Origin of the sequence: Streptomyces sp. NBC_01537 (assembly GCF_045040445.1) — a bacterium.
Classification (GTDB): Bacteria; Actinomycetota; Actinomycetes; order Streptomycetales; family Streptomycetaceae; genus Actinacidiphila.
Map to the genome: position 1 here is coordinate 539,646 of NZ_CP109392.1, position 25,098 is coordinate 564,743.

General features: G+C 71.8%; 27 protein-coding genes. 13 read left to right on the forward strand and 14 right to left on the reverse strand.

Annotated elements, in window-relative coordinates:
• Window positions 1–5: 5 nt before the first annotated feature.
• The 6 genes from OG607_RS02740 to OG607_RS02765 all read right to left on the reverse strand — a co-directional run bounded on the left by OG607_RS02740 (window position 6) and on the right by OG607_RS02765 (window position 5,772).
• Window positions 6–410 carry a DUF2752 domain-containing protein gene (locus tag OG607_RS02740; RefSeq protein ID WP_405718205.1) on the reverse strand — a complete coding sequence of 135 codons (405 nt, stop codon included), beginning with the start codon at window positions 408–410 and terminating at the stop codon, window positions 6–8.
• Complete coding sequence (locus OG607_RS02745; RefSeq protein ID WP_405718207.1) at window positions 410–856, reverse strand: CD225/dispanin family protein; 447 nt, start codon at window positions 854–856, stop codon at window positions 410–412. The genes OG607_RS02740 and OG607_RS02745 overlap by 1 nt, the downstream gene beginning before the upstream one ends.
• The gene (locus OG607_RS02750; protein ID WP_405718210.1) at window positions 853–1,335 is read right to left on the reverse strand and encodes a hypothetical protein; all 483 of its coding nucleotides are present in this window, start codon (window positions 1,333–1,335) and stop codon (window positions 853–855) included. The genes OG607_RS02745 and OG607_RS02750 overlap by 4 nt, the downstream gene beginning before the upstream one ends.
• The gene (locus tag OG607_RS02755; RefSeq protein ID WP_405718213.1) at window positions 1,332–3,614 is read right to left on the reverse strand and encodes a CHAT domain-containing protein; all 2,283 of its coding nucleotides are present in this window, start codon (window positions 3,612–3,614) and stop codon (window positions 1,332–1,334) included. The genes OG607_RS02750 and OG607_RS02755 overlap by 4 nt, the downstream gene beginning before the upstream one ends.
• A gap of 142 nt (window positions 3,615–3,756) precedes the next feature.
• Window positions 3,757–4,356 carry a nitroreductase family protein gene (locus OG607_RS02760; RefSeq protein ID WP_405718216.1) on the reverse strand — a complete coding sequence of 200 codons (600 nt, stop codon included), beginning with the start codon at window positions 4,354–4,356 and terminating at the stop codon, window positions 3,757–3,759.
• Window positions 4,357–4,515: 159 nt separating this feature from the next.
• Entirely contained in the window at window positions 4,516–5,772 is a 1,257-nt protein-coding gene (locus tag OG607_RS02765; protein WP_405718219.1) for a multidrug effflux MFS transporter, read from the reverse strand.
• 46 nt (window positions 5,773–5,818) lie between these two features.
• On the opposite strand from OG607_RS02765, the gene OG607_RS02770 reads away from it, so the two are divergent.
• The gene (locus OG607_RS02770) at window positions 5,819–6,325 is read left to right on the forward strand and encodes a MarR family winged helix-turn-helix transcriptional regulator (RefSeq protein ID WP_405718221.1); all 507 of its coding nucleotides are present in this window, start codon (window positions 5,819–5,821) and stop codon (window positions 6,323–6,325) included.
• A 17-nt stretch (window positions 6,326–6,342) separates the two neighbouring features.
• Here OG607_RS02770 and OG607_RS02775 read toward each other — a convergent pair whose 3' ends face one another.
• Genes OG607_RS02775 through OG607_RS02795 form a run of 5 tightly spaced genes read right to left on the reverse strand, consistent with a single transcriptional unit; the run spans window position 6,343 to window position 10,961 of the window.
• A complete protein-coding gene (locus OG607_RS02775) occupies window positions 6,343–7,119 on the reverse strand; it encodes an SDR family NAD(P)-dependent oxidoreductase (RefSeq protein WP_405718223.1) in 777 nt (258 codons plus the stop codon).
• Complete coding sequence (hisD, locus tag OG607_RS02780; RefSeq protein WP_405718226.1) at window positions 7,116–8,444, reverse strand: histidinol dehydrogenase; 1,329 nt, start codon at window positions 8,442–8,444, stop codon at window positions 7,116–7,118. The genes OG607_RS02775 and hisD overlap by 4 nt, the downstream gene beginning before the upstream one ends.
• Window positions 8,445–8,478: 34 nt before the next feature.
• Entirely contained in the window at window positions 8,479–8,994 is a 516-nt protein-coding gene (locus OG607_RS02785) for a cupin domain-containing protein (protein WP_405718229.1), read from the reverse strand.
• 15 nt (window positions 8,995–9,009) lie between these two features.
• Window positions 9,010–9,948, reverse strand: coding sequence for a VOC family protein (locus OG607_RS02790; protein ID WP_405718232.1), 939 nt, complete (start codon window positions 9,946–9,948; stop codon window positions 9,010–9,012).
• A gap of 11 nt (window positions 9,949–9,959) precedes the next feature.
• Window positions 9,960–10,961, reverse strand: coding sequence for a fumarylacetoacetate hydrolase family protein (locus OG607_RS02795; RefSeq protein ID WP_405718234.1), 1,002 nt, complete (start codon window positions 10,959–10,961; stop codon window positions 9,960–9,962).
• 248 nt (window positions 10,962–11,209) lie between these two features.
• Between OG607_RS02795 and OG607_RS02800 the strand changes: the two genes are divergently transcribed.
• The 8 genes from OG607_RS02800 (at window position 11,210) to OG607_RS02835 (ending at window position 18,863) form a co-directional block, all read left to right on the forward strand.
• Entirely contained in the window at window positions 11,210–11,515 is a 306-nt protein-coding gene (locus OG607_RS02800; RefSeq protein ID WP_405718236.1) for an antibiotic biosynthesis monooxygenase family protein, read from the forward strand.
• A 34-nt stretch (window positions 11,516–11,549) separates the two neighbouring features.
• Window positions 11,550–12,674 carry an FAD-dependent monooxygenase gene (locus OG607_RS02805; RefSeq protein ID WP_405718238.1) on the forward strand — a complete coding sequence of 375 codons (1,125 nt, stop codon included), beginning with the start codon at window positions 11,550–11,552 and terminating at the stop codon, window positions 12,672–12,674.
• Window positions 12,671–13,723: an amidohydrolase family protein gene (locus OG607_RS02810; protein WP_405718240.1), complete on the forward strand. Its 1,053-nt coding sequence runs from the start codon at window positions 12,671–12,673 to the stop codon at window positions 13,721–13,723. The genes OG607_RS02805 and OG607_RS02810 overlap by 4 nt, the downstream gene beginning before the upstream one ends.
• Before the next feature lie 4 nt (window positions 13,724–13,727).
• Window positions 13,728–14,462 (forward strand): cyclase family protein, encoded by a 735-nt coding sequence (locus OG607_RS02815; RefSeq protein WP_405718243.1) that lies wholly within the window; start codon window positions 13,728–13,730, stop codon window positions 14,460–14,462.
• 5 nt (window positions 14,463–14,467) lie between these two features.
• Window positions 14,468–15,832 carry an FAD-binding oxidoreductase gene (locus tag OG607_RS02820; RefSeq protein WP_405718246.1) on the forward strand — a complete coding sequence of 455 codons (1,365 nt, stop codon included), beginning with the start codon at window positions 14,468–14,470 and terminating at the stop codon, window positions 15,830–15,832.
• A 3-nt stretch (window positions 15,833–15,835) separates the two neighbouring features.
• Window positions 15,836–16,804, forward strand: a complete 969-nt coding sequence (locus tag OG607_RS02825; RefSeq protein ID WP_405718249.1) for a fumarylacetoacetate hydrolase family protein — start codon at window positions 15,836–15,838, stop codon at window positions 16,802–16,804.
• A gap of 186 nt (window positions 16,805–16,990) precedes the next feature.
• On the forward strand, window positions 16,991–17,989 hold the full coding sequence (locus OG607_RS02830; protein WP_405718251.1) for a LysR family transcriptional regulator: 999 nt from the start codon (window positions 16,991–16,993) through the stop codon (window positions 17,987–17,989).
• Window positions 17,990–18,074: 85 nt separating this feature from the next.
• Entirely contained in the window at window positions 18,075–18,863 is a 789-nt protein-coding gene (locus OG607_RS02835; protein WP_405718253.1) for an SDR family NAD(P)-dependent oxidoreductase, read from the forward strand.
• Between the two features lie 63 nt (window positions 18,864–18,926).
• On the opposite strand, the gene OG607_RS02840 is transcribed toward OG607_RS02835, so the two are convergent.
• The 3 genes from OG607_RS02840 to OG607_RS02850 all read right to left on the reverse strand — a co-directional run bounded on the left by OG607_RS02840 (window position 18,927) and on the right by OG607_RS02850 (window position 21,665).
• Complete coding sequence (locus OG607_RS02840; RefSeq protein WP_405718255.1) at window positions 18,927–19,355, reverse strand: VOC family protein; 429 nt, start codon at window positions 19,353–19,355, stop codon at window positions 18,927–18,929.
• 4 nt (window positions 19,356–19,359) lie between these two features.
• Complete coding sequence (locus tag OG607_RS02845; protein ID WP_405718257.1) at window positions 19,360–20,151, reverse strand: SDR family NAD(P)-dependent oxidoreductase; 792 nt, start codon at window positions 20,149–20,151, stop codon at window positions 19,360–19,362.
• A 125-nt stretch (window positions 20,152–20,276) separates the two neighbouring features.
• The gene (locus OG607_RS02850) at window positions 20,277–21,665 is read right to left on the reverse strand and encodes a peptidase C39 family protein (RefSeq protein ID WP_405718260.1); all 1,389 of its coding nucleotides are present in this window, start codon (window positions 21,663–21,665) and stop codon (window positions 20,277–20,279) included.
• A 171-nt stretch (window positions 21,666–21,836) separates the two neighbouring features.
• On the opposite strand from OG607_RS02850, the gene OG607_RS02855 reads away from it, so the two are divergent.
• The 4 genes from OG607_RS02855 to OG607_RS02870 all read left to right on the forward strand — a co-directional run bounded on the left by OG607_RS02855 (window position 21,837) and on the right by OG607_RS02870 (window position 25,081).
• A complete protein-coding gene (locus OG607_RS02855) occupies window positions 21,837–22,970 on the forward strand; it encodes an exo-alpha-sialidase (protein ID WP_405718262.1) in 1,134 nt (377 codons plus the stop codon).
• Between the two features lie 120 nt (window positions 22,971–23,090).
• Window positions 23,091–23,354: a chaplin gene (locus OG607_RS02860; RefSeq protein WP_405718265.1), complete on the forward strand. Its 264-nt coding sequence runs from the start codon at window positions 23,091–23,093 to the stop codon at window positions 23,352–23,354.
• A 231-nt stretch (window positions 23,355–23,585) separates the two neighbouring features.
• The gene (locus OG607_RS02865; RefSeq protein ID WP_405718268.1) at window positions 23,586–23,852 is read left to right on the forward strand and encodes an acyl carrier protein; all 267 of its coding nucleotides are present in this window, start codon (window positions 23,586–23,588) and stop codon (window positions 23,850–23,852) included.
• On the forward strand, window positions 23,849–25,081 hold the full coding sequence (locus OG607_RS02870; protein ID WP_405718271.1) for a beta-ketoacyl-[acyl-carrier-protein] synthase family protein: 1,233 nt from the start codon (window positions 23,849–23,851) through the stop codon (window positions 25,079–25,081). Before OG607_RS02865 ends, OG607_RS02870 begins: the two co-directional genes overlap by 4 nt.
• Window positions 25,082–25,098 lie beyond the last annotated feature (17 nt).

Consider the following 25,098-nt stretch of genomic DNA (forward strand, 5'->3'; position numbering starts at 1 on the left):
CGTTGTCACGCGGCGGAGAGCACGTCCCGCAGGGGCGGGAGGTTTCGCACCACGGTCCACAGCAACAGCGCCGCGAGCACCACGGCCCCGGTCCACGCCGGTGCGGCCCGGCCCCGCCCGGCCCGGCCGGACACGACGAGCAGCCAGGCGAACACCGCGAAGGGCAGCACCACGACCAGGGCCGCGTTGTGCCCCAGCGCCGCACCGATATGACCGGCCGTCAGGTCGTGAAGGGCCCGCAGACTGCCGCAGCCCGGGCAGGACCAGCCGGTCGCCGCCCGGAACGGGCATGACGGAAAGCGGCCCGGCCGCCCCGGGTCCACGGCCGTGACCAGCGCGACCACAGCGCCGAGCAGCGCCGCGCCGGCCCATGCCTCCCGTAGCCCACGCGGTGACGGCCGGTCCGCCATCAGTACCCGGACGAACTGCTCGACGCGCTGGCCACCACGATGATCAGCAAGAACAGCAGCCCGACGCCCGCGCTCACGATGCTGAGGATCTTGGCCTTGTTCGCCGCCGCCTGCGCTCCCTGGTAGTCGCCCATGCTCTGCTTCGAGGACACCTGCGACGCGAAGACGATCGCGGCGATGCCGGTGGGCAGGAAGCAGAGCAGGGTCACCAGGACCGCCGGGACCATGTAGTTCTGGATCGGCGGGCCCGGGACGTAGCCCGGATAGCCGGGCGCGGGCTGCTGATAAGGCTGCTGGTAGGGCTGTTGATACGACTGCTGGTACGGCTGCTGGTACGGAGGCGGATACGAGGGCTGCTCGGGCGGCTGGCGCGGCGTGCTGCTGCCCCAGGGGGTGTTGCTGCCCCAGTCGTCACCGGGCGGTGGGCCCTGCTGCGGGTTGCTCATGGTTGTGTTCCCCTTCCCCTGTTCCCTGACGGGGCACCCCGGAGGTTCTCGAACCGAACCCAGGCGCCCTGCTGTTGTTGCCAGACCCAGCGGCCCGGCTCGGCCCCCGGATCGAGGGCGATGGCCTGCCGGAACGCCTCCTCCGGCAGATCCGCGGTGAACACGAGCTCCGAGCCCGTCTGCGCGTGCACGAAGACCACGGCCGACGGCGAGGACACGGGCCGCCCGTTCCCCAGCAGCCGCTGCACGCAGGATCGCAGCGCCACGAAGGCCTCGGATCCGAGCTTCTCGAACACCGCGCGCAGGAAGGAGTGCAAAGCCGGAGCGGCCACCATGACGAGGGCGTAGGTGTCCGCGCCCCGCCGGGTGGGCCGCAGCCGGCAGGCGGTGGGGATACCCGCCGCGCGCAGCACGGCCTCGGTGTCCAGCGCCGCGTCGGGCGGCAGGGCGGCCGGCCAGAAGATCTCCACCTCGCTCATCCCCGCACCTCTTCCCCCGGCCCCGGCCCGGCGGCATCGAGCGGCCAGATCTCCGCGACGCCCTCCTGCGTTCCCGTCAGCACACCTTGCTGTCCTGCCAGGAAGCCCACCGTGACCGGCTGCCCGCACAGCCCGGCCCGGCTGCTGTGCCTGCCCGAGCCGTCCCACAGGACGAGGCTGCGGTCGTCGGCCACCACGGCGAGCCACGCGCCGTCGGCGGAGATCTCCACCCGGCTGTGGCGCCCCGACTGGGGTACGCGGTGCAGCAGTTGACCGCTCCAGCTCCAGACCCGCACCTGGCCGTCGACGATTCCCGTCGCGATCCGGTCCCGCGCCAGCGCCAGACCGGTGACCGGCTGCGGATGCGGCCACATCGCGACCGACCGCCCGTGCACGTCCAGTTGGCGGACGCTGCCGTCGACGGAGGCGATGACGAGATGACGGCCGTCGGGCGCGAAGCACACCGGGCCCACGGCCAGGGACGACTCGGGGGCGGACCGGTCGACGGGCCCCTCTTTCGCCCGCGTGCCGTTGGCGTCGTAGATCTGGAAGCGACCGCTGCCGGCGGTGGCGAGCCAGCGGCCGTCGGCGCTGAAGGCCAGCGACTGGACGTGTCCCGGCCGTCCGGGAAGCACCCGTACGGGGACCTCCGTCCCGATGTCCCACACCACCACGCTGCCGTCCTCGTGCAGGCTGGCCACATGACGCTGCCAGGGACTCCAGGCCAGCCGCAACGGTCTGCCGCCCTGCCGGAAGACGCACTCGCCGACGAGGTCACCGGTGAGCGTCCTGAGGACGCGTACGGTGCCGTCGGCGCAGGCCGCGGCCACCAGGTCCTTCGGACCGAGGGCCATGTCGCAGCAGGGGCCGAGGGCCGGCAGCGCTCTGATCCGCTGAAGCTCTCCGGGGGCGGGCCCGTCCTCCGGTCTCCGGCCGTCGGCCTGGTCGCCGGCCTCGGTCACGACGACGGGTGACCGCCTGATTTCCGGCGGGGTGGATGGGTTGGTGGAGAGGTTGGCGGAGGCGGTCGGTGGCACCGGCCACTGCACCGGCCTCGCCGGGAACAACGCCTGCCACTTGTCCCGGATCGATCGCTGCCAATCGGGGGCCGGGGGCGCCGGGGGCTGCGGCTGGTAGGGCCGGTAAGTGGGCGGCGGGGGTGGCGGCGGCAGGGCGGGCGCGTCGGGGAGGACGAACAGCTGGGGTTCCTCGGAGGCGAGGAAGAGCACCGGGGTGGCCCACTCAAGGCTGCCCTGGAAGGTCATCTTGACGTTCTCGCGGGCCAGGGTCATCGAGCGGTCCACCGGCAGGCCGCGGGCGATTCCGGTGTAGAAGGAGGAGGCGAAGGCGAGTGCCGCAGGGTCGGTGATCTCGTACTGCATGGCCACCACGGCCGGCACGCCTTCCTTCATGATCCGCGCGGCCGTGCTGGTGAACAGCCCGTCGGCGCCGCAGGCCGCCGACTCGCAGGCGTTGAGGACCACCAGGCGTAACTCGGGAATGTCGCGGACCAGTGTGCCCAGGTCGGTGCCGGAGACATGCATCGCCCTACCGTCGGGTCCGGTCAGCTCGATGTAGCCGGAGTCGGTCTCCTCGTCGAAGCCGCCATGGCCCACGAAGTGCAGTACGTGCGGCGCCTTCGTCCTTGCCGCGTCGGCCAGTTCGTGCCAGCTGTCCCCCGGCAGCCACTCGACGGCGACGTCCGAGCTCAGGCCCTGCAGGGCGTGTGCGATCTCCTCTCGCTCACGTTCCGCTTCGAGGACGGGCAGATCGGCCGGGCGGGAGATCACGCCGAGCACACGCAGTGGCGGTGAGAGCGGGAAGGGCGGCGCCGGCTCCATCAGCTGCGGCGAGCGCACGACCGGCAGCCGCAGGGCCAGATAGGCGTCGCGGGCGGCGGGATCCACCGCGAACTCCCATGGAATCCGCGACAGGTTGGGGCCGACCGGAGCCAGCAGCACCCGTAACGCCACCCCCTGGGCGCGGGCCTGCTCACGGCACCGCTCGAACAGCAGCCGGACGTCCCCGGTCAGCACGGCGTCGGTGAGCCGCTCCCCGAACTCCCGCGTGGTCCGCTCGACGAGCGAGGCCCGCCGGGTGATCACCGGGCTGGACGACCTGATGAGCGCCTTCTCGACATCCGACAGCGCGGCGCGCAGAGCGTCCGCGGCGAACGGCGAGCGGATTTTCGTGGAGGCCCCACCGAACGGTGAGGTGCACACGATCACCCAGTCGTTCTCGGCCTCGACCAGGTCCAGGCGGAAGCGTAGATCGCCCATACCCGTCCTTCCCCCGCGGCCCCCCACAAAGGGGGACCTCCCTCTCATACTACCGACGGGCCGTCGCCGCAAGCAGTCGTTCAGGGTAAGAAGGGGCCCGGACTCACCGCACGCCGCCGCCGCTTCGCGGGACCGGCAGCCGTCAGCCCAGCTCGACGGGCGTCCCCCAGCCGCCCGCGAAGAAGGTCTCCGTCAGCGGGCGGCGTTCGCGATCGGCGGTCTCGCGGGCGCGCAGCTTCTCGTCGGGCAGCGCGGCGGCCTCGGCCACCGCGCCGACCGCGATGACGGCGAGCGGCCGGAAGCCCTCGGGGATGCCGAAGGCGGCGGTGACCCGGTCCGGGAGGAAGCCGGCCATCTGGTGAGCGTGCAGGCCCTCGGCCTGCGCCTGGACGGTGAGCTGGGCGACGGCAAGGCCGGTGTCGTACGCGGCCGTGGTGCTGGGCGTGCCGTCGGGCCGCTGCTCGGCGGCCACGGCGGCGATGAGGACCGAAGCGTTGCCGGCCCAGCTCTGGTTGAAGCCGATCAGCGCGTCGTGGACGGCCTTGTACGTCTCGTCGCCACGACGGCCGACGAGGAAGCGCCAGGGCTGGACGTTGTTCGCCGACGCCGACCAGCGCGCGGCCTCCAGCAGCGCGGCGAGCTGCCCGTCCGTCACCTCGTACGAGGGGTCGAAGGAGCGCGGGCTCCAGCGCTCGGCGAGCAGCGGGTGCACGGGGGCGGAGGTGACTGCGCTACGGGACATGCGAATGGCTCCTGGGAGTTGCGGGGCGTTCAGGCTGTTCAGGCGGTCGGGCAGTTCAGGTGGTTCAGGCTGTTCAGGTGATTCGGGCAAGGGTCCTGCTGCGGTCAGCGGCAGCATGCCGGGCGGCTATTCCTGTCGGCCAGGCCTGCCGCCTGGATTTCACGCCGCCGCAACAGAAGGGACGGCGGCCGTACGGAATTCGCCGCGCCCTTCCCACGGACGGGCCAGCAGAGTGAGCGCCAGTACGGCGCAGGCCAGCGCGCCCAGCATGATGACCGTCATCGGCGTCACGCTGGTCGTGCCGAACAGCCCCACCAGCGGCGAGGCCAGCGCCCCGAGCAGGAACTGCGTGCCGCCGAGCAGCGCCGAGGCCGCGCCGGGGGCCCGCCGGCCCAGCGTCTGTCCCAGGCTCATGCTGGCCGGGAAGACCATACCCACCCCCGCCAGGGTGACGAACAGGCAGGCCCACGTGCCGGCCAGGCTGCCGCCGACGGTGGTCAGGAGCACGACCTGGCCGATCACGCCGGCCGCGGCGATCGTGACACCGGCGGCGAGCAGGGTGTTCATGCGGATGCGCCGCGCCAGTACGCCGAAGAGCGCGCCCGCGAGCAGCATGCCGACCGCGTTCACCGCGAAGACCAGGCTGTACTGGGTCGCCGAGACGCCGTAGATGTTCTCGAAGACGAAGCTGGAGCCCGCGATGTACGTGAACAGCGCGGCTCCGCTGAAGCCCAGCGTCAGCACGTACCCGGTGAACGTACGCTCCCGGAGCAGGCTGCCCATCGCCCGGAACGTGCTGCCCATGCCGCCCTTGTGACGGCGGTCGGGCGGCAGCGACTCGGGCACCTTGGTCACCACGGCCAGGACCAGCAGCACCCCCACCACGGCCAGCACGAGGAAGATGGTCCGCCAGGTGGACACCGACAGGATCGCGCCGCCGATCACGGGCGCCGCGACCGGCGCGACGCCCAGGACGAGGGAGAGCATGGAGAAGAACCGCGGAATGTCCGGGCCGTGGAACCAGTCCGTGATCGCCGCCCGCGCCAGCACCATGCCGGCGGCGCCCGCCACGCCCTCCAGGAAGCGGGCGCCGATCAGCACCTGGATGTTCGGCGCGAACGCGCAGACCAGGGTCAGCGCAGCGAAGGCCGAGGTGCCGGAGATGAGGAGACGGCGTCGGCCCAGGCCGTCGCTGAGCGGGCCGATGAGGATCTGGCCGAGGACCAGGCCTGCGAGGAAGGCCGTCATCGAGAGCTGCACGGCGGAGTCGGTCGCGCGCAGCGAGCTGCCCATTTCCGGGAATCCGGGTACGTACATGTCGGTGGCCAGCGGGGCGACCGCCGTGAGCGCGCCGAGTACGGCGATCAGCGCGGCGACTCGTGCGGGCGGTCCGGGGTGGGTCTGAGCGGCTACCATGAGCAGAAGAGTAACTAATAGTCTACTGGTTAACAAAGTCGGAGCGATGAACCGCATGTCCCGCCTCTCCCACGCCTCCCCCGCCGAGTGGTGGGCTGCCGCCCGTCCCGATCTCGACACCACCCCCATGGAGGTCATCGGCCCGCTCAAGCGCATCCAGGCGCTCTACGCCGCCGCCCTTGAGCCCCTGTACGAGGCCGCTCCGCTCACCTCGCCCGAGCTGGACGTCCTGGTGCGGCTCCGGCACGCCGAGGAGCCGCTCATCGCCCGCCGGATCGCCGGCCAGCTGCGCTGCTCGCGGGCCGCGGTCAGCAAGACCCTGGCCAAGCTGGAGAAGCGGGGCTTCATCGAACGGCAGCCGAATCCGGCGGACCGGCGGGCGGCGCTGGTGACGCTCACCGGGGCGGGTGCGGAGGCGGTGGACGCCATGTTCCCACGGCAGTTGGCGGTGGAGGCCGAACTGCTGGCGGGGCTCGGGGAGGACCGGGAGCGGGTGGTCGAGGCGCTGGGACTGCTGGCGGCCGTGTTCGAGCGGCGGGTCGCCGAGGGGTAGGCAGCGTGGGCAGCCCGTCAGGCGGGGGCGATCATGCCGGCCGACAGATCGATGTCGGCGCCGCACAGGCCCGGCATGGCGAGCATCGCCAGCAGCGCCTGGGCGACTTCGGGCTCCTCCACCAACCGGCCCAGCGCGGAGCGCGACGCGAAGGCGCGCTCGGCCTCCTCCGGCGTGGAGCCGGTGAGTTCTGCCTCCAGACGGAAGTTGCGGTCCATGCGGGGGCCGCGTACGGGACCAGGGGACAGGGTGTTGACGGACACCCCGAGCGGCCCAACCTCGCCCGCGAGGGTGCGGGTCAGGCCGATCAGAGCCATCTTGGACGCCGTGTAGGGGGTCCGGTTCAGCAGCGGCCGCTTGCCGCTCACCGAGGCGACGTTGACGACATCGCCCCGCCCGGCGGCGATCATGGCGGGCAGGAAGGCCCGGCAGACCAGGTAGACGCCCCGGACGTTGGCGGCGAAGACGTCGTCCCACTCGGCCGGTTCGATGTCGACGAGCTGCTTGACGGGCCCGGCGACGCCCGCGTTGTTGACCAGGACCGAGATGTCCTCGTCGGCCAGCGCGGCGGCCAGCGCGGCGACCGACGCCGGGTCGGCCACGTCGCAGCGGGCGACCCGCGCCTTGCCGCCGGCCTCCTCGACGGCCGCCGCGCCCGACGCGAGGGCGTCGGGGTTGCGGCCGACGAGGATGACGCGGGCGCCGGCGCCGGAGAGGGCGACGGAGAAGGCCCGGCCGAGGGGGCCGCCTCCGCCGGTGACGAGGGCGGTGCGGCCCGCGACGACGTGGCTCACGCGGAGGTCCCCTCGTAGCCGGAGCCTTCCGTGGCCCAGGGCAGGGCGTCGCCGCCGTACTTGGCGGCCCGCAGGTCACCGGAGCGGGCGTGCCCCTCGAAGAGCTCGACCCGTGCGGCACGCCCGCACAGCCGGCCGAGTTCCGCGCTGGAGTCCGGGTTCGTGACCTCCTGGTACGTCACCGTCTTGAGGTACTTGCCGACCCACAGGCCGCCGGTGTAGCGGGCGGCGCCCCGCGTCGGCAGCACATGATTCGTACCGATGACCTTGTCGCCGTACGAGACGCACGTGCCCTCGCCCAGGAACAGGGCCCCGTACTGGGTCATCCGCTCCAGGGCCTCGCGCGGCTCGGCGGTGAGGACCTGGACGTGCTCGGAGGCGCACTCGTCGGCGAGCGACCAGAGTTCGTCCATCGTGTCGACGACGATGACCTGGCCGTGATCGCGCCAGGACGGGCCGGCGAAGTCGTTGGTCGGCATGTCGGGCAGGATCGCCTCGATGTGCTCGATGGTCCGGCGGCCGACCTCCTCGGAGGTGGTGATGAGGACCGCCGGTGAGTCCGGGCCGTGCTCGGCCTGGGAGAGCAGGTCGACGGCGCAGGTGAAGGGGTCGGCCTGGTCGTCGGCGAGGACCAGGATCTCGGTGGGGCCGGCGAACAGGTCGATGCCGATCTGCCCGAAGAGCTGACGCTTGGCCTCGGCGACGTAGGCGTTGCCGGGCCCCGCGATGAGGTTGACCGCCGTCATGGTCTCGGTGCCCACGGCCATCGCGGCGACGGCCTGGACGCCGCCGAGCAGCCAGATCTCGTCCGCGCCGGCGAAGTGCGCGGCGGCGACCGTCGCGGCGGGGATCTCACCGCGGATCGGCGGGGTGCAGGCCACGACGTGCGGGACGCCGGCGACCTTGGCCGTGATGATCGTCATGTGGGCGGAGGCGGTCAGCGGGTAGCGGCCGCCGGGGATGTAGGCGCCGGCCGCCTGGACCGGAACGTGCTTCTGGCCGAGCCGCACGCCGGGCAGGGTCTCGATCTCGAACTCGCCCATCGAGGCGAGCTGCGCCTCGGCGAAGGTGCGGACGTTGCGCTGCACGGCGTGGATGTCGTCGATGACCTGCTGCGGGAGCGAGGCGATGATCTCCTCGATCCGGTCGGCCGAGAGCCGGAAGGACTCCGGGCTCCACTTGTCGAACTTCTCGGAGTACTCGCGCACGGCCACGTCGCCACGCTCGCGGATGTCGGCGATGACGCCCGAGACCGTCTCCCGGACGGCGGCGAGGTCGGCGGTGACCTGTTCCTTCGGAACGGCGTTCTTCAAAGTCGTGCGCACAGCGGGTGCCTTCCGTTGCAAGAGGAGGAGATGGTCAGGGGTTCATGGGGTCGTGGAGCAGGGAGCCGAGTACGTCCCTGCCCAGGGTCTTCACCAGGCCGTCGGTGAACTCGCCGTCCACCAGGACGAACACCATCCGGGCGAGGGCGCCCGAGCGGTTCTCCCAGCGGTGGTCGGTGCCCCGCTGCACCACCACGTCGCCCGCGCGCAGCACGGTCTCGGAGTCGTCGAGGACGAGGACGACCTCGCCTTCGAGGACGATGCCGTAATCCACGGACTGCGTACGGTGCATGGGCGACACGACGCCGGGCGGGAACTCGTTGATCCGGATCTTGGTGCCGTTCGGGTCGGGCGGGACGCTCAGCGACACCTGCGTCGGGTCCGGCTCGTCGGCGGCGACCGGGGCCGGCATGGCCGCGGTGGACCACATCTCGTAGAAGAGGGCTCCGTCGGGCGCGGTGCGGACGACCGGCGGCGGCCCGTCCGAGAGGAAGACGGAGACACCGTCCTCGGTGTGGCCGGTGACGACCCGGCGCGGCTCGAAGGTCATGACGCTCTCCCCCGCTCAGACCGGCGGCGCGCTGAACAGCACGTCCGGGTCGTTGAACTGCTCTTTGGCGATCAGCTCGCTCATCGGGTCGGCCGTGCCCCACTGGTCCTGGGTCAGCGGGTCGTCCACGTCGTGCAGGCCCGGGTGCCAGGTGTCCTCGTCCAGGACGGCCAGCTCGGTGGTGTACTCCACGGTGTTGCCGTGCGGGTCGTGGAAGTAAGAGAAGGTGTTGTCGCCCGCCGTGTGCCGGCCGGGGCCCCAGGTGAGGCGGGTGCCGGCGCGCAGCGCGCGGCCGGTGCCGCGCATGTACTCCTCGACGCCGCGCATCTCGAACGAGGCGTGGTGCAGGGAGACATGGGGGCCGCGGGCGATGGCGAAGCTGTGGTGGACGGGGCTGCAGCGCATGAAGTACATCAGCTCGCCCATGTGGTTGCTGTAGAGGGTGTCGGAGAGGCGAAAGCCGAGGTGCTTCTCGTAGAAGGCCTTCAGCGCCTCAGGGTTCTGCGAGTTGACCACGCAGTGCGAGAGGCGGACCGGGATGGCCTCGCGCTCCTCGATCCTGCGGTGCTTGCGCGTCTCGACGTCGCTGGAGACCTCGACGACCCGGCCGTCGGTGTCGAAGAAGCGGAAGCCGTAGCCGCCGCCGGGGGTGTCCAGGGTGCCCGGCTCGGAGATCACCTGTACGTCGTCGGCGGCGGTGAGGCGGGCGGCGAGCTCGTCCACGTCGGCGGCGCTACCCGCGCCGAAGGCGACCAGGTCCATGCGCTTGCGCTCGTCCTTGCGGATGCGGACGACGTACTGCTCGGGGCTGCCCTCGGCGGCGAAGAAGGCGATGCCGCTGTCGTTGGCGACCTCGGTGAGGCCCCAGGTGGTGCCGAAGAAGGCCCGCTGCGTCTCGAAGTCCGGTACGGCCAGGTCGACATGGCGCAGATGGGTGATGGGCTGGAAGGCCATGGTGCTGCTCCTCAGCGGGTGCGGGGGTCGGACGCGTCGGGGACGCAGGTGTTGCGCTGGGCGCCGAGGCCGGTGATCTCCGCCTCCATGACGTCGCCCGGCTTCAGGAAGGTCCCCCAGTGGGCGCCGTTGCCGGCCGGGGAGCCGGTGAGCAGCAGGTCGCCGGGGCGCAGGGTGGTGGTGCTGGAGGCGTACTCGATGAGCTTGGGGATGTCGAAGATCATGTCCTTGGTGGACTCGTCCTGCCGGACGGTGCCGTTGTGCCGCAGGGTGATCCGCAGGTCGCCGGGGTCGGGCAGGAAGGCGGCGGGGACCAGGAAGGGGCCGGTCGGCAGGAAGGTGTCGGCGTTCTTGGCGGTGAACCAGTCGGTGCCGATGGCCTTGAGGTCGGGCCGGTAGAGGCGGTCGCGGGTGGTGAGGTCGTTGGAGATCGTGTAGCCGGCGACGTACGACATGGCGTCCTCGCGGCTGATGTGCCGGCCCTCGCGGCCGATGACCAGGGCGAGTTCGAGCTCCCAGTCGTGCTGCTCGCCGAGCGCCGGGAGGATCACGTCGTCGTACGGGCCGGTGATGGCGCGCGGGCTGCCGAGGAAGATGTACGGGACGCCGTTGCGGGCCCGCTCGTCCATCATCTTCTCGGCGTCGGCGCGGGCCTCCTCGGGGGTGGCGCCGTGCACGCTCTCGCGTTCGGCGGCGACCAGGTCGACCACGTGGCGGCGGTAGTTGGCGCCGCTCTGCAGGATCTGGCCGGGCTCCAGGGGCGCGTGGATCCGCAGGCTCCCGAGGTCGTGCCAGGTGCCGCCCGGGTCCTGCGCGAGCGCGGCGAGCCGGGTCAGCGAGGCGTCCCAGTCCTCGACCAGGGCCCGTACGTGCGGTGCCGTGTCGGACAGCTCGCGCACCCGGCGGCCGGTGACGAGCCCGGCGAAGGGCCGGCCGCCGTCCACCGAGGCAGTCGAGAAGGTGCCGAGGGCGAACGGTCCCGCGTGGACGGGCAGCGGGTGGGGATCGGACACGAGCGGGCTCCTTTTCAGCGGCTTGCGGCCACGCTAGGCACGCGCGGTGGGGCAGCGGAAATACCCATCCGCGATGCCTGGCATCGGGGGCGCGATAGCGGTGCGGGAGCCTTGCGGGAGCGGGGTCCGGCGGCCCATCGCGCTGCGGGATGCATGACGTGTTCCTTGGCGATGACTGGATCCGTTGACTGTGCATCAATGCGCCAAGCAAGGTCGGGCCAGGCACCGACCAGAACCGAGGAGCACACGTGATCGTCGAGCACGCCGAGCTGGCCATCGAGGCCGGCCGCGAGGAAGAGTTCGAAGCGGCCTTCGCGCAGGCCCGCAAGGTGATCTCCCAGGCCGGGGGCTTCCACTGGGTCGAGCTGCTGCGCGGCGTGGAACGTCCGGCCGTCTACCTGCTGCTGGTCGGCTGGGAGTCCGTCGAGGCGCACAACGTGGGCTTCCGCGGGTCGGCAGCCTTCGCGCGGTGGCGGGAACTGATCGGGCCGTTCTTCGCCTCGCCGCCGGACGTCGAGCACTTCGGCGTCCTCGGTGAGCGCTTCACCGGCTGATCTCCCCGTACTTCTACTTGCTAAGGATCGACCCATGGCTGTCTCGAAGGTGCTCGTCGTCGGCGGCGGCATCACCGGTAGCGTGCTGTCACTCGCCCTCGCCCAGCGCGGCGTCACCGTCGATCTCGTCGAGATATCGCCGCAGTGGTTCGGCGTCGGCCACGGGATCACCGTGCAGGGCAATGCCCTCAAGGCGCTGCGCAGCGTCGGTGTCCTGGACCGGGTGCTGGAAAAGGCCGTGCCCTTCAACAACATGCGGCTGCGGCAGGCCGACGGCTCGCTGATCGTCGAACTGGCAACGCCCCGTACCGGCGGCGAGGACCTGCCGTCCACGACCGGCGCGATGCGCTCGGACCTGCAGGACGCGCTGTGCGACGCGGTGTACGCGGCCGGCGTCCAGGTGCGGCTGGGGCTGAGCGTGACGTCCTTCGAGCAGTCCCCGGACCATGTGGACGTGTCCTTCACCGACGGCACGGCCGGCCGCTACGACCTGGTGGTCGGCGCCGACGGGCTGAAGTCGCAGATCCGCTCACTGATCGGCATCGAGACGGTGCCGGAGCCGGTCGGCATGAGCATCTTCCGGGTGGTCGCGGACCGGCCCGCCGAGATGGACTGCGCGGAGGTCTACTACGGCGGGCCGCGCTACAAGGCCGGCTACAGCCCGATCTCCGACACCAAGTGCTACGCCTACCTGCTCGACGAGAACCTCGACGCCTCCCTGGTCGGCCCCCGCGCCCCGCTGTCGCTGCTGCGCGAGCGCGGCCAGGGCTACGGCGGCACCTGGGGCCGGATCCTTGAGTCCCTGCCGGACGACACGGCCGTGGACTACCGCTGGATCGAGGCCGTCCTGGTGGAGAGCCCTTGGAACCGCGGCCGGGTGATGATCATCGGCGACGCGGCTCACGCCTGTCCCCCGCTGATCGCGCAGGGCGCCGCGATGTGCGCCGAGGACGCGGTCGTACTGGCCGAACTGGTCACCGGAGAGGGCCCGTTGGAGACCGCGCTCAAGGACTTCATGGCCCGCCGGATGCCGCGGGTGCGCAAGGTCCTGGAGAACTCGCTGAAGCTCGCCGAGTGGGAGATCCACCCGGACACGCCGGGCGCCGACCCGGGCGGCATCATGCAGGAGACCCTCGCCTACCTCCAGGCGGAGGCGTGAGAACCGCTCCCGTCATCGCCAGCCCCCTCGTCGCCAACCCCGTCATCGACTTCCACGGCCACCTGGCGGCCCCCGCCGCCGACGCCCTGGTGGCCGGCACCCCCGGCTTCGCCGCGGAGCTGGCCGCCGAGCAGCACGCGCACTCCCCGGAGAGTCTGGCCGCCAACCGGGCCCAGCTGGGCCGGCTCGGCCCGCAGCTCACCGATGTGGCCGTCCGGCTCGAGGCGATGGACGCGATGGGCGTGGACGTCCAGGTCGTCGGGCCCATGCCGATGCACCACTACTGGGCGGACCGCGCGCTGGCCGCCCGGCTGTCCCGCACCACGAACGAGGCGGTGGCCGACCACTGCACGCAGGCCCCGGACCGGCTGGTGGGCCTGGGCACGGTGCCGCTGCAGCACCCGCATCTGGCGGTCGCCGAGCTGTCCCGGGCGGTGGCCGAGTACGGGCTGCGCGGCATCAGCGTCTCCACGACCGTGGACGGCCGCGAGCTGGCCGATCCGCGCCACGACCCCGTGTGGGAGTGCGCGCAGGAGCTCGGGGTGCTGGTCTTCATCCACCCGTGGGGCTGCTCGCTCGGCGAGCGGCTGGCCACGCAGTACCTGGGCAACACGGTCGGGCAGCCGGTGGAGACGACGGTGGCGCTGTCCCACCTGATCTTCACCGGGGTGCTGGACCGCTTCCCCGGCCTGAAGCTGGTCGTGGCGCACGGGGGCGGCTATCTGCCGACGTACATCGGCCGCTCGGACCACGCCTGGCAGGCCCGCGAGGACGCGCGCGGCTGCCGGGAAACGCCCAGCAGCTATCTGCGCCGCATGTGGTTCGACGCCTTGGTCTACACCCCGCAGGGCCTGCGGCATCTGGTCGACCAGGTCGGCGGCGACCGGGTGGTGCTGGGCACCGACCACCCCTTCGACATGGGCGTGGACGACCCGGTCAAGCGGCTGGACGCCGCCGGGTTCGCCCCCGCCGAGCGGGACGCGATCGCCGGCGGGAACGCCGCCCGGCTGCTGGGCATCCCGTACTCCGGGACAGAGCGGAAGGGCTGAGCCGATGGACACGGCGGCCACGGCGGAGGAGGAGCTGGCCAGGGCCCGCTCCACGTACCGCAACCAGGGGCGGTGGGGCGTGGCCGACACGCTCGGCACGCTCAACTTCCTCGACAACGGCAAGCGCGCCCACGCCGCGAGCCTGGTCCGCCGCGGCAGACCGGTCTCGCTGGCGGGCGTCGGCGCCCGCTGGCATCTCGACCGGCACCCGCCGGAGTCCTTCAGCGGCCGCGGGGTGCTCCTGGACGTGGCCCGCGCCGTCGCCGGCCCGGGCGGGGAGCTGGCGGACGGCTTCCCGATCCGCGAGGAGCACCTGCGCATGGCCGTCGAGGCGCAGGGGGCGACCTCCACCGTGCGCCGCGGCGACATCGTGCTGGTCCGCACCGGGCAGCTGGCCCGCTGCCGCCGTCTGGGCGACTGGACGGGATACGCCTCCGGGCCCGCGCCCGGCCTGTCGCTCAGCACGCTGGGCTGGCTGCACGGCACCGACATCGCCGCCGCCGCGACCGACACCGCGGGCTTCGAGGTGCGCCCGTACGAGTTCGCGTCCGTCGAGGCCGCCCCGCTCCGCCAGATCGCCCTCCCCGGCCTCGGGCTGCCGCTCGGCGCGAAGTTCGACCTGGAGGAGCTGGCCGAGGACTGCGCCGCCGACGGCGTGTACGAGTTCCTGCTGGTCGCCGCCCCGCTGCCGGTGACCGGCGGCGATCACGCCCCCGTCAACCCGATTGCCATCAAATGAGAGCCATGAACCGATTCACAGGCCGTCTGCACCTGCCCGGCGAGGACGGATACGAGCAAGCCCGCATCGGCCGGGTGTTCAACGCCCGCCGCCCCGGCCGCCGCCCGGCCGCCGTCCTGGAGGCGGTCTGCGAGCAGGACGTCGTCGAGGGCGTGCGGCTGGCGACCGAGCGCGGCTGGCAGGTCGCGGTGCGCTCCGGCGGCCACAGCTGGGCGGCGTGGAGTGTGCGCGACGAGGCGCTGCTGATCGACCTCGGCGGCTTCCGCGAGCTCTCCTACGAACCGGCGACCGGGATCGTGACCGCGACCCCGTCGGTCAAGGGCGGCGACGAGCTCAACCCGTATCTGGGGCGGTTCGGGCGGTTCTTCAACGGCGGGCACTGCCCCTCGGTCGGAATCGGCGGCTTCCTGCTCCAGGGCGGCCAGGGCTGGAACGCCCGGGGCTGGGGCTGGGCGGCGGAGAACATCACCGCCATCGACGTCGTGACCGCCGACGGCGAGCTGGTCCGCGCCGACGCCGACACCAACAGCGACCTGTTCTGGGCCGCGCGCGGCGCCGGCCCCGGCTTCTTCGGCATCGTCACCCGCTTCCACCTGCGCACCCGGCCGCTGCCCAAGCACCTGGCGCACACCGTGCACGCGTACCCGCTGGACCTCTTCGACGAGGTCATGACGTGGCTGCACAACATTCACCACGAGGTGTCCGACCTGGTGGAGATCGTCGCCGTCACCCAGACCCCGCCGGGTGAGCGGGAGGCGGTCCTCCTGGTCACCGGCGTCTCGATGACCGACACCCCCGAACAGGCCGCGCACGCCCTGGCCCCGCTGCACGCGAACCCGTACGCCGACCGGGCGCTGTTCCGCCTCGAGGCCCAGCCCACCACCCTGGCCGAGCAGCTGCACAACCAGCGCAGGGCGAACCCGGAGAACCACCGCTACCTGGTCGACAACGCCTGGCTGACCGGCACCGCGCAGGACGTGGTCCCCGCGATGCGCAAGGCCTTCACCGACCACCCGACGCCGCAGACGTTCACCATCTGGTTCAGCATGGCGCCGCTGCGCGCGCTGCCCGACATGGCCTTCTCGATGCAGAGCGAGATCTACTCGGCCACATACGTGGTCTACGGCGACGAGTCCAAGGACGCCGAATACCGCGCCTGGCTCAACGAGGCCATGGCCGACCTCCAGCCGGTGACCGCCGGGCAGTATCTGGGCGACTCCGACTTCACCAACCGCCAGCTGCGCTTCATGGGCGACGAGCAGTGGGCCCGCCTGCGCGCGATCCGGGCCGAGCGCGACCCGAAGGGCCTGTTCGCCGGCTATCTCACGGCGGACGAGCCGCCCACGAACACCAATCACTGGGAGCGATAGAGCATGCGTTTCGCCACGTACGAATTCCAGGGTGCCGAGCGGGCCGGTGTGGTCCTGGAGGACCGCATCCACCCGCTGCCCGCCGGCGTCACCCTGCTGTCGCTGATCCAGGAGGGCGGCGACGCGCTCCGCGAGGAGGGCGTACGAGCCCTCGCGCAGGCCGGCGACACCGTCCCCGTGCCGGAGGTACGGCTGCTGCCGCCACTGCCGACCCCGCCGAGCATCCGCGACTTCGTGGGCTTCGAGGCGCACATCGAGGGCGTCAGCAAGAGCCTGGACGGCCTGGAGCACGTCCCGGAGGTCTGGTACCGGGCGCCGGCCTTCTACTTCACCAATCCGCACGCCTGCCACGGCGCGTACGACGATGTCGCGGTGCCCGAGAACTGCCAGGTGCTGGACTTCGAGATCGAGGTCGCCGCGGTGATCGGCCACTCCGGCCGGGACCTCACGCCGGAGCAGGCCCGCGAGCACATCATCGGCTACACGGTGTTCAACGACTGGTCGGCACGCGACCTGCAAAAGCCCGAGCGCGAGCTGGGCCTGGGCTTCTCCAAGGGCAAGGACTTCGCCAACACCCTCGGCCCCTGGCTGGTCACCGCCGACGAACTGGAGCACCGCCGGGACGCCGACGGCTACCTCGACCTGGAAATGACGGTGACCCTCAACGGCACCCTCATCGGCCGCGACACCCTCGCCAACGCCTCCTGGACCTTCGACGAGATGGTCGCCTACGCCTCCCGGGGCACCTGGGTCCGCCCCGGCGACCTGCTGGGCTCCGGCACCTGCGGCTGGGGCGCCCTGGCCGAGCACTGGGGCCGCAACGGCGAGCGCACTCCCCCGCCGCTGCGGCCCGGCGACCAGGTCACGCTGTCCGTCGAGGGCATCGGCACGATCAGCAACCGCATCGTCCCCGGCAGCGGCCCGCACCCCCTGCCCCGCGCCCGCAAGCGGGGGCGCACCCCGCGCCCCTGAGGCCGGACATCGGTCAGGCATCGGCCAGGCATCGCGGCGGCGCACGATTCGCCGCCGCGATGCCTGGCATCATTTCTTCGTCGTGATTCTGAGATTTTCCCGATCGCTCTTCTCCATCCCGTAATCCCTCATTACGCTCACGTTTCATCGCAATGAAGCGGGCCGAACAGGAGCGGAGAGAATCCCATGGGTCTCGGAGCCATCGACCTCAATCTGCTGGTTGCCCTTGAGGCCCTGCTCGAGGACCGGAATGTGACGCACGCGGGCGTACGGCTGTCCACCAGCCAGTCCGCGATGAGCGGTTCTCTGGCCCGGCTGCGCCGGCACTTCAACGACGAGCTGCTCGTGCGCGTGGGCCGCAACTACGAGCTCACCCCGCTCGCCGAGCGGCTCCTCCCGGTGGTCCAGGACACCCTGCGCAAGGCCGAGGAAGCCCTCTCCCTGACCCGGCAGTTCGATCCGTCCCAGAGCCGCCAGCGGTTCTCCGTGGTGATGTCGGACTACGCGATGACGGTGTTCGTCGAGCCGCTGCTGCGCGTGCTGGCCGAGGAGGCACCGGGGGTGCGGATCGACTTCCACCCGCTGGTGTCCGGCGAGCCGGAGAACGAGACCCATCTGCGCTGCCACGACGTGATGGTCGTACCGCTGGGCTACGGTCTCCCCGGCATCAGCGAGACCGTCATGCACGACCGCTTCGTGTGCATCGTCGACCGCAACAACCCGCGGGTGCGCGACGGGCGCCGGCTCACTCTGCGCGACCTGGCCGAGATGCCGCACGCCGTGGCCGGCTTCGGCAAGAGCCCCACCCCGGCCGACCGGCAGCTGGAGACCCTGGGCATCACCCCTCAGGTGCAGGTCAGCACCCCCGGCTTCAGCGTCCTGCCGTTCCTGGTCACGGGCACCGACCTGGTGGCCCTGGTGCCCGAGCGCCTCGCCACCCGCTACGAGCCGTTCGTCGGCTGTCTCGCCGTGCCGACCCCGTTCCCCGACGTACCGCTCATCGAGGCGCTGTACTGGCACCACAACCGGCACACCGACCCGGGCCACCGCTGGCTGCGCGAGACGATCCGCCGGGTCGGCGCCGCGCTGGACGACAGCGCGAACGCAACCCCCTCGGCGGGCGACGACGACTCCCAGGGCTCCCAGGTCGTGCTGCCCTTCGCCCGCTCCGCCGTCGCCGGCTGATAGCAGGCATACGTACCGCGCGTTTCCCCCGGCCCTCCGGCGTCCGTAGCGTGAGCTGCGAAAACGCCGAACGCCGGAGGTCACAGTGAGCCGCAATCGCCTGCAGGGCAGGACCGTCGTCATCACCGGAGCCGCGCAGGGCCAGGGAGCCGCGGAGGTGGAGGCCGCGGCCCGCGAGGGCGCCACGGTCATCGCGACCGATCTGCTCGACGAGGCCGGGCACAAGCTCGCGGAGGGGCTGCGGGCCGAGGGCCTGGACGTGCACTTCCGCCATCTCGACGTCGCCAGCGAGGAGCAGTGGCAGGCCCTGGCCGCCTGGCTCGCCCAGACCCACGCCCCGCTGCACGGCCTCGTCAACAACGCGGGCATCCCCATGCGGGCCCGCCTCGGCTCGGTCGGCCTCGACGACTGGAACCGCGCCTTCGCCGTCAACACCACCGGCCCGATGCTCGGCATGCAGGCCCTGGTCCCCCTGATGACGGCGCCGGAGGGCGGCTCCGTGGTCAACATCGGCTCCGTGGCCGGTCTCACCGCTCACCACGCGGTCGCGTACACCACCAGCAAGTGGGCCCTGCGCGGCCTGTCCAAGGTGGCCGCGCTGGAGCTGGGCGCCAAGGGCATCCGGGTGAACCTCATCCACCCCGGCTTCATCGAGACCCCGCTGATGGCCACCGCCAACCCGGTGTTCCAGCGGGCGCACCTGGAGATGACCCCGCAGGGCCGGGCCGGCACACCGGACGAGGTCGCGCCGCTGGTGGTCTATCTGCTCTCCGACGAGTCGGGTTACGTCAACGGCGCCGAGATCACCGTGGACGGCGGCTACTCGGCGCACGGCGGCGTCAAGCACATCACGAACGCGCTGGACGCGCAGTAAGCAAGAGGGACAGCGGGAGGGGACGGGTCCGCGCGGACCCGGCCCCTCCCGCTGTCAGGCGTCTCAGGCGTCGGCGTTCTCGATCAGCTCGATCAGATTGCCCTCCGGGTCGGTCACCCAGGCGAAACGGTAGCCCGGCTGCGGCGACGGGCCCGGCTTCATCACCTCGCCCGCCCCGTGCGCGAGCAGCGCCCCGTACACCGGGTCCAGCTCGGGGACGTTGATCGCGAAGTGCCCGTATCCCTCGGTGAGGGCGGCCTCCAGCGGGTTGGCGGCGCGCAGTCCGGCCGCCGAGCCGGTCCGGGCCAGCAGCTCGATGCGCCAGCCGTGCTCGGTGTTCTCCAGGACCACGGCGGACAGCCCCGGGCCCTCCAGCGTGAACTCGAAGTACCTACGCAGCCCGAAGGCCTCGCTGTACCAGGCGGTGGCGGCCGCCAGGTCGCGTACGTTGACTCCCACGTGGTCGAAGCGGGCGCGGTGCGCGTCGGTCACCGCCTCAGCCCGCCATCGCGCTGTCGCCGCCGTCGACCATGAAGTTCGCGCCGTTGACGAAGGCCGCCTCGTCCGAGCAGAGGAAGGCCGCCACCCGCGCGATGTCCTCCGGCTGCCCGACCCTGCCGACCGGGATCCGGGCCTCCAGGGCCGCCTTGGGCCCGTCGGGGTCGTCCAGGAAGGGCGCGGTGGCCGAGGTGTGGATCATGCCGGGGGCGACGGTGTTGACGCGGATGCCGTGCTCGGCGCCGGCGGCGCACATGTGCATGCTCATCGCCAGGACACCGCCCTTGGCGGCGCCGTGCGGCACCATCGGCATGAAGGGGGCCCCGCGGACGGCGGCTACGGAAGCGACGTTGAGAACGGCGCCGCCGCCGCGGGCGATCAGGTGCGGCCAGGCGGCCTGCGTGCAGAAGTAGGGGATGTCCAGCTCGTTCTTGATCGTGAAGTACCAGTCCTCGGCGGGCATGGTCTCGAACGGGCCGTTGCGCAGGGCGGAGGCGTTGTTGTAGAGGATGTCGATGCCGCCGAACGCCTCCACACCCGCCTCGATCCACTCCTTGGCGCCCTCGGGGGTGGACAGGTCGACCGGCGCGAGGGACCGCATGACTCCGCCGGCCTTCTCCACCAGCGCCACCGTCTCGGCGTCGGCCCCGGGATTGATGTCGCAGCCGAAAACAGTGGCGCCCTCCGCGGCGAATACCTGTGCGGCGGCTCTGCCGATTCCCGCCCCGGTTCCGCTGATGAAAGCGATTTTTCCGGTCAGCCGTCCCATGCCGTGCCCTTCGTCCGTCAACCACCGAGGTTCGGCGGGCTTGCAGCGTAATTTCGCCGCCAATTGCCGGACAAGGCATCGCGGGCCGAAACGCCATCGGCCCTTCGCATGGCAGGTATAGGCCGCCCCTCACAGGTACAGGGCCCTCAGAGGATGCCGAGTTCGCCCAGCACCCGCTTCTGCGCCGGGGACGGCCGCAGCGGCCAGTACAGGTAGCAGACCCCGCCGGTGCCGCTGCGGATCTGGCCGGCATCGTTGTAGCGCTTGGTCCTGAGCCAGATCGTCTCGAACTGGGACCGCTTGTACACGTGCCGGACGGCTGCGTCGTCGGCGCTGGCCGGGTCGTTGGCGATGACGTCGCCGTCCTCGGTGAAGCCGATGACGCACATCAGGTGGCCGGAGGTGCCGTAGCCGGCGCCGTCGAGCTCGTCGGCGAGGAAGGACTGGGACGTTATCACCGGGATGCCGGCGCGGATCAGCCGCTCGGCGTCGTTCAGGGTGTGCAGCCGGGTGATGACGGCGTTCAGGTCGCGGTACGTGGCCGCGTAGGCGGCGTTGAAGGGCCAGTTTCCGCAGCCCTCGTACTGGTAGTCGTAGGTGTGGCGGGCGGCGTGGTCGACCTGGGGGTCGACGTAGGAGGGGTCGACCCAGGCGAGCTGCTGCGGGGTGGGCCCGCGGCCCCAGTACTCGATGACCATCTCGGAGGAGGTGGGGCTGCACCAGGCCTCGCCGCCGTTGTCGTACTCGGGGTACTGGCCCTTGTGGATCTCCTGGGAGTAGCGCGGCACCGGCAGTTCGCAGCCGCGGCCCTCGCCGGGGACGGAGGCGGGGACGGTGAAGCGGTCGGGGATGTCGGAGGCCATCGCGCCGATCCGCCAGACGGTCGGGGTCAGGCGGGTGCCGGGCCTGCGGTGGAGGGTGAGGCGCAGCCGGTAGGAGGCGAGCCGCAGGCCGGTGGTGGTGTCGTCGATGGAGAAGGTGTCGGTCCAGATGCTGCTCTTGCCGTCGCTCTGGTCGTCCACCGAGGTGCGCTTGATGTCGCCGTCGCCGGCCGCCCAGCGGCCGAGCACGTACCAGGGGGTGGCGGTGCCGTCGGTGTAGGTGCCGCCCACCTCGGTCTGGATCCAGGTCCCGGCGGGGGTGTCGGCGTTCCAGGACGCCACCAGCTCGCTCGCCGGGTGCGGCGGGGTGTGCAGGGGGGAGGTCCAGGTCGCCGTCTCCCAGGTGGCCGTCGTCCGGGTGTGGGGGTCGGTGTAGTCCGTGGTGCCGGTGGCCCGGCCGATCACGATGCCGGGGCGGGGGGCTTCAACGACCCGGGTGCCCTGGGCCTCGCCGGTGAGCCATTCCGGACAGCCGGCCCAGGAGCGGTAGTCCACGGGGGCCTCGTCGGTGGCGTCGGCGGCGGCGGCTGAGCTGTCGTCAGCGGGTCTGTCCTCGGCGGGGCGTGCCGCGGCGAGGGCGGGCGGGGCGGCGGCCGCCGCGGCGACGGCGATCGCGGCGGTCAGAACGGTGCGACGTGGTGTCGGTCCTGTCATGGGCGGTTCCCCCGGTCCGGTTCGGCTGAACACCCAGCGAATTGACAGCGGGCTCTTTTGTCAAGGACATCTCCGCCGTTTGGATGAGATTGGTCATATTGGCATACCGAATGACTGGATTGACGGAGTGTCACCTCTCTCCCCCGCCGGACGGATGAGAGAAACAACCGCATGAGACACGGTCCCCTCAATGCCACGCGGACAGCGGCCATCGCCGGGCTGGCGATACTGCTCGCCGGCGCCGCCGGCTGGGAAGTCCCGGCCCGGGCGGCAGCGGCGGCGGCCGTGCCCGACCCCGGCTGTTCCAGCTCGATTCCTTTCCGTTCCGGGACGCAGGGCTATCACACCTTCCGTATTCCGGCCGCTGTGCGCATCGGAAAACGCACAGTGCTCGCATTCGCCGAAGGGCGCAGGAAATCCGCCGCCGACGACGGCGACATCGACACCGTGCTGAAACGTTCCTCCGACGGCGGCTGCACCTGGGGCCGGCTCCAGGTGGTCGCCGCCGGACGGGGGAAGGCCTTCGGCAACCCCACCCCGGTGACCGACCCGCGCACCGGCCGCATCGTCCTGCTGCTCTGCCGCGGCGCCGGCGACACCCGGCAGGTCTACGTCACCACCAGCGCCAACGGCGGCGCCTCCTGGTCGCGGCCGCGCGAGATCACGGCCGCGGTCAAGCCCGCCAACTGGCGCTGGTACGCCACCGGGCCCGGGCACGCCATCGCCCTGCGGCACGGCCGCTACGCCGGGCGGCTGCTGGTCCCGGCCAACCACACCGCCGCGGTGGGCGGCGAAGTGGTCTACGGCGCCCACTCGCTGTACAGCGACAACGGCGGCACGACCTGGCACGTCGGCTACGTCCAGCAGATCCCCGGTGACTGGATCAATCTCAACGAGAGCTCCATGGCCGAACTCCCGGACGGCCGGGTCTACATCAACGCCCGCGACGAGGGCGGCTTCTCCGAGGCGACCCGCGCGGACGCGTACAGCCTCGACGGGGGACGCACGGTGCGCGGCACCTTCCAGCCCCAGGAGGAGATCGAGGGCCCGGTGGTCCAGGGCAGCGTGCTGCAGGTCGCCGACGGCTCGCTGCTCTACTCGGGCCCCGCAGACCCGGACCGGCGGGCCCTGATGACGGTGCGGGCCAGCGAGGACGGCGGCTCCACGTGGCGCACCGCCTGGACGGTCTCCCGGCGCCCCGCCGGCTACTCCGACCTGGTGGAGCTGGAAGGGGGGCTGGTCGGGCTGCTCTACGAGACGGGCGCCTCCTCCCCGTACGAGTCCATCCTCTTCGCCCGTCGCTGAGGGGCCGCCGGAGCCGCCCGGCGCTCTCCGGGGTGTGCGGCCGAACGGGTGTCCCCGCATTTCCGCCCGTGATCCCGGTCGTTGGACAGGGCCCTCTCGCGATCTTCGAAGGAGAACGCCATGTACCGCATTGCGAAGGCAACGGCCATCACCGCCATCGCCGGTGCCGCTGTCCTGGGCACCGCCGGCGGCGCCCTCGCCCACGACAACGACAACCACCGTCACGGCGCCTCGGCCGAGGCCGTGGCCGTCGGCTCCCCGGGCGTCCTGAGCGGCAACGTCATCCAGGTCCCGATCCACATCCCGATCAACGTCTGCGGCAACAGCATCAACATCGTCGCGCTGCTCAACCCGGCGATCGGCAACACCTGCATCAACAAGTGACCCTGCGCCCCCGGGAAAACGGGGGCGCGGTGCAGCCGTAAATGCCCGAGGGGCGTCCGGGAATTCATTCGGGCGCCCCTCGGGCATTAGAGGCCTCTTACGGTATGCGGGTGATGCGATTGTCGCGCGGCCGCGTGTCGAGGGGATTCGTGTGATGACCGCGCCATCCTTGCCGGGGACTTCGGTCCGGGGATCACCGTCCCCACAACGCCTCCCGAGCGAAGGAGAACGATGGAATCCGTCTACGACGTGATGGTCCGTCAGCTCACCGAACACTTCGGCGTCCCTCAGGAACTGATCGGCCCGGACGCGACCTTCGAGGACATGGAATTCGACTCCCTCGCACAGGTCGAACTCGCCACGATGCTTGAGGACAGCCTGGGTGTGACCCTGCCCGAGGAGCGCAAGGACTTCACCCTCGGTGAGGCGGCGGCGTATCTGGAGCGCGCGGCCGGCTGTGCGGGCGCCCGGGCGGCGCTCGTGGAGGCCGCCCAGTGAGGCAACGCGCCTTCGATGCGGCGGTCACCGGAATCGGTCTGGTCACCCCCGCCGGAATCGGGCTGGAGCCGTCCTGGGACGGGCTGTGCGCGGGCGTCGGTCTCGCCGCCACGGACCCGGTGCTGGCCGGGCTGCCGGTCGACTTCTCCTGCGCCGTCCCCGGATTCGACGGCGGGGCGCTGCTCGGCCGCCGGCTGACCTGGCGGATCGACAAGTTCATCCAGCTCGCCATGGTCGCCGCCCGCGAGGCGGTCGCCGACGCGCGGCTGGACACCGCCACCTGGGACGGGCCCCGGGTGGCCGTCGTCCTCGGGGTCGCCAGCAACGGCGGCGACCGCTGGCCCGTCGAGTACGGAAACCTCGCGGGCGGCCGCGTGGAGTCCATCTCCCCCGCCACCCTGCCGCGCTCGCTGCCCAACATGGTGGCCGGCGAGGTCTCCGCCGACCTCCAGGCCGTCGGGCCCTGCCTGACCACCTCCACGGCCTGCGCGTCGGGCGCCACCGCCATCGGCACCGCGCGCGACCTGCTGCGGGCCGGGGCCTGCGACATCGCCATCACCGGCGGCACCGACTGCGCCCGGGTGGAAATGGGATCGGCGGCCTTTTACCGCATGCGCGCGCTGTCGATGCGCGGACAGGACCCGGCAGGCGCATCACGGCCTTTCGACGCCGACCGCGACGGCTTCGTGCTGAGCGAGGGCGCCGGCATCGTCGTCCTGGAGCGGCCCGAGTACGCCCGGGCCCGCGGCGCCCGGATCCGCGGCTACCTGTCCGGTTACGGCGCCTCCAGCGACGGCTACCACCACACCCGCCCGGACCCCACCGGCGACGGTGCCCGGCGCGCGACCCTGGCGGCGCTGGCCGACGCGGGCGCCGACCTGTCCGAGGTGGACCATGTCAACGCGCACGGCACCTCGACACCGCTCAACGACCGCAGCGAGGCCGCCATGCTGTCCTCGGTGTTCGGCCGCACGCCGCCGCCCGTCACCTCCCTCAAGGGAGCCATCGGGCACACCCTCGGAGCCGCCGGGGCCATCGACGCGGCGATCACCGTGCTGTCCCTGGAACGGCAGCTGATCCCGCCCACCGCCAACCTCGACCGCCTGGACGAGGGCATGGACCTGGACGTGGTCACCAAGAAGCCGCGCGCGCACCGGATGGGGGGAGCGCTGACCAACTCCTTCGGCTTCGGCGGCCAGAACGCGGTGCTGTTCTTCCGCGCCGCGTGACCGGGCGCCGCGTGACC

Bases quoted from the DNA above. Each gene is read 5' to 3' on its own strand.
- OG607_RS02740 (WP_405718205.1), bottom strand. From the start codon at position 410: ATGGCGGACCGGCCGTCACCGCGTGGGCTACGGGAGGCATGGGCCGGC.
- OG607_RS02745 (WP_405718207.1), bottom strand. From the start codon at position 856: ATGAGCAACCCGCAGCAGGGCCCACCGCCCGGTGACGACTGGGGCAGC.
- OG607_RS02750 (WP_405718210.1), bottom strand. From the start codon at position 1,335: ATGAGCGAGGTGGAGATCTTCTGGCCGGCCGCCCTGCCGCCCGACGCG.
- OG607_RS02755 (WP_405718213.1), bottom strand. From the start codon at position 3,614: ATGGGCGATCTACGCTTCCGCCTGGACCTGGTCGAGGCCGAGAACGAC.
- OG607_RS02760 (WP_405718216.1), bottom strand. From the start codon at position 4,356: ATGTCCCGTAGCGCAGTCACCTCCGCCCCCGTGCACCCGCTGCTCGCC.
- OG607_RS02765 (WP_405718219.1), bottom strand. From the start codon at position 5,772: ATGGTAGCCGCTCAGACCCACCCCGGACCGCCCGCACGAGTCGCCGCG.
- OG607_RS02770 (WP_405718221.1), top strand. From the start codon at position 5,819: ATGAACCGCATGTCCCGCCTCTCCCACGCCTCCCCCGCCGAGTGGTGG.
- OG607_RS02785 (WP_405718229.1), bottom strand. From the start codon at position 8,994: ATGACCTTCGAGCCGCGCCGGGTCGTCACCGGCCACACCGAGGACGGT.
- OG607_RS02790 (WP_405718232.1), bottom strand. From the start codon at position 9,948: ATGGCCTTCCAGCCCATCACCCATCTGCGCCATGTCGACCTGGCCGTA.
- OG607_RS02805 (WP_405718238.1), top strand. From the start codon at position 11,550: ATGGCTGTCTCGAAGGTGCTCGTCGTCGGCGGCGGCATCACCGGTAGC.
- OG607_RS02815 (WP_405718243.1), top strand. From the start codon at position 13,728: ATGGACACGGCGGCCACGGCGGAGGAGGAGCTGGCCAGGGCCCGCTCC.
- OG607_RS02820 (WP_405718246.1), top strand. From the start codon at position 14,468: ATGAACCGATTCACAGGCCGTCTGCACCTGCCCGGCGAGGACGGATAC.
- OG607_RS02825 (WP_405718249.1), top strand. From the start codon at position 15,836: ATGCGTTTCGCCACGTACGAATTCCAGGGTGCCGAGCGGGCCGGTGTG.
- OG607_RS02830 (WP_405718251.1), top strand. From the start codon at position 16,991: ATGGGTCTCGGAGCCATCGACCTCAATCTGCTGGTTGCCCTTGAGGCC.
- OG607_RS02850 (WP_405718260.1), bottom strand. From the start codon at position 21,665: ATGACAGGACCGACACCACGTCGCACCGTTCTGACCGCCGCGATCGCC.
- OG607_RS02855 (WP_405718262.1), top strand. From the start codon at position 21,837: ATGAGACACGGTCCCCTCAATGCCACGCGGACAGCGGCCATCGCCGGG.
- OG607_RS02860 (WP_405718265.1), top strand. From the start codon at position 23,091: ATGTACCGCATTGCGAAGGCAACGGCCATCACCGCCATCGCCGGTGCC.
- OG607_RS02865 (WP_405718268.1), top strand. From the start codon at position 23,586: ATGGAATCCGTCTACGACGTGATGGTCCGTCAGCTCACCGAACACTTC.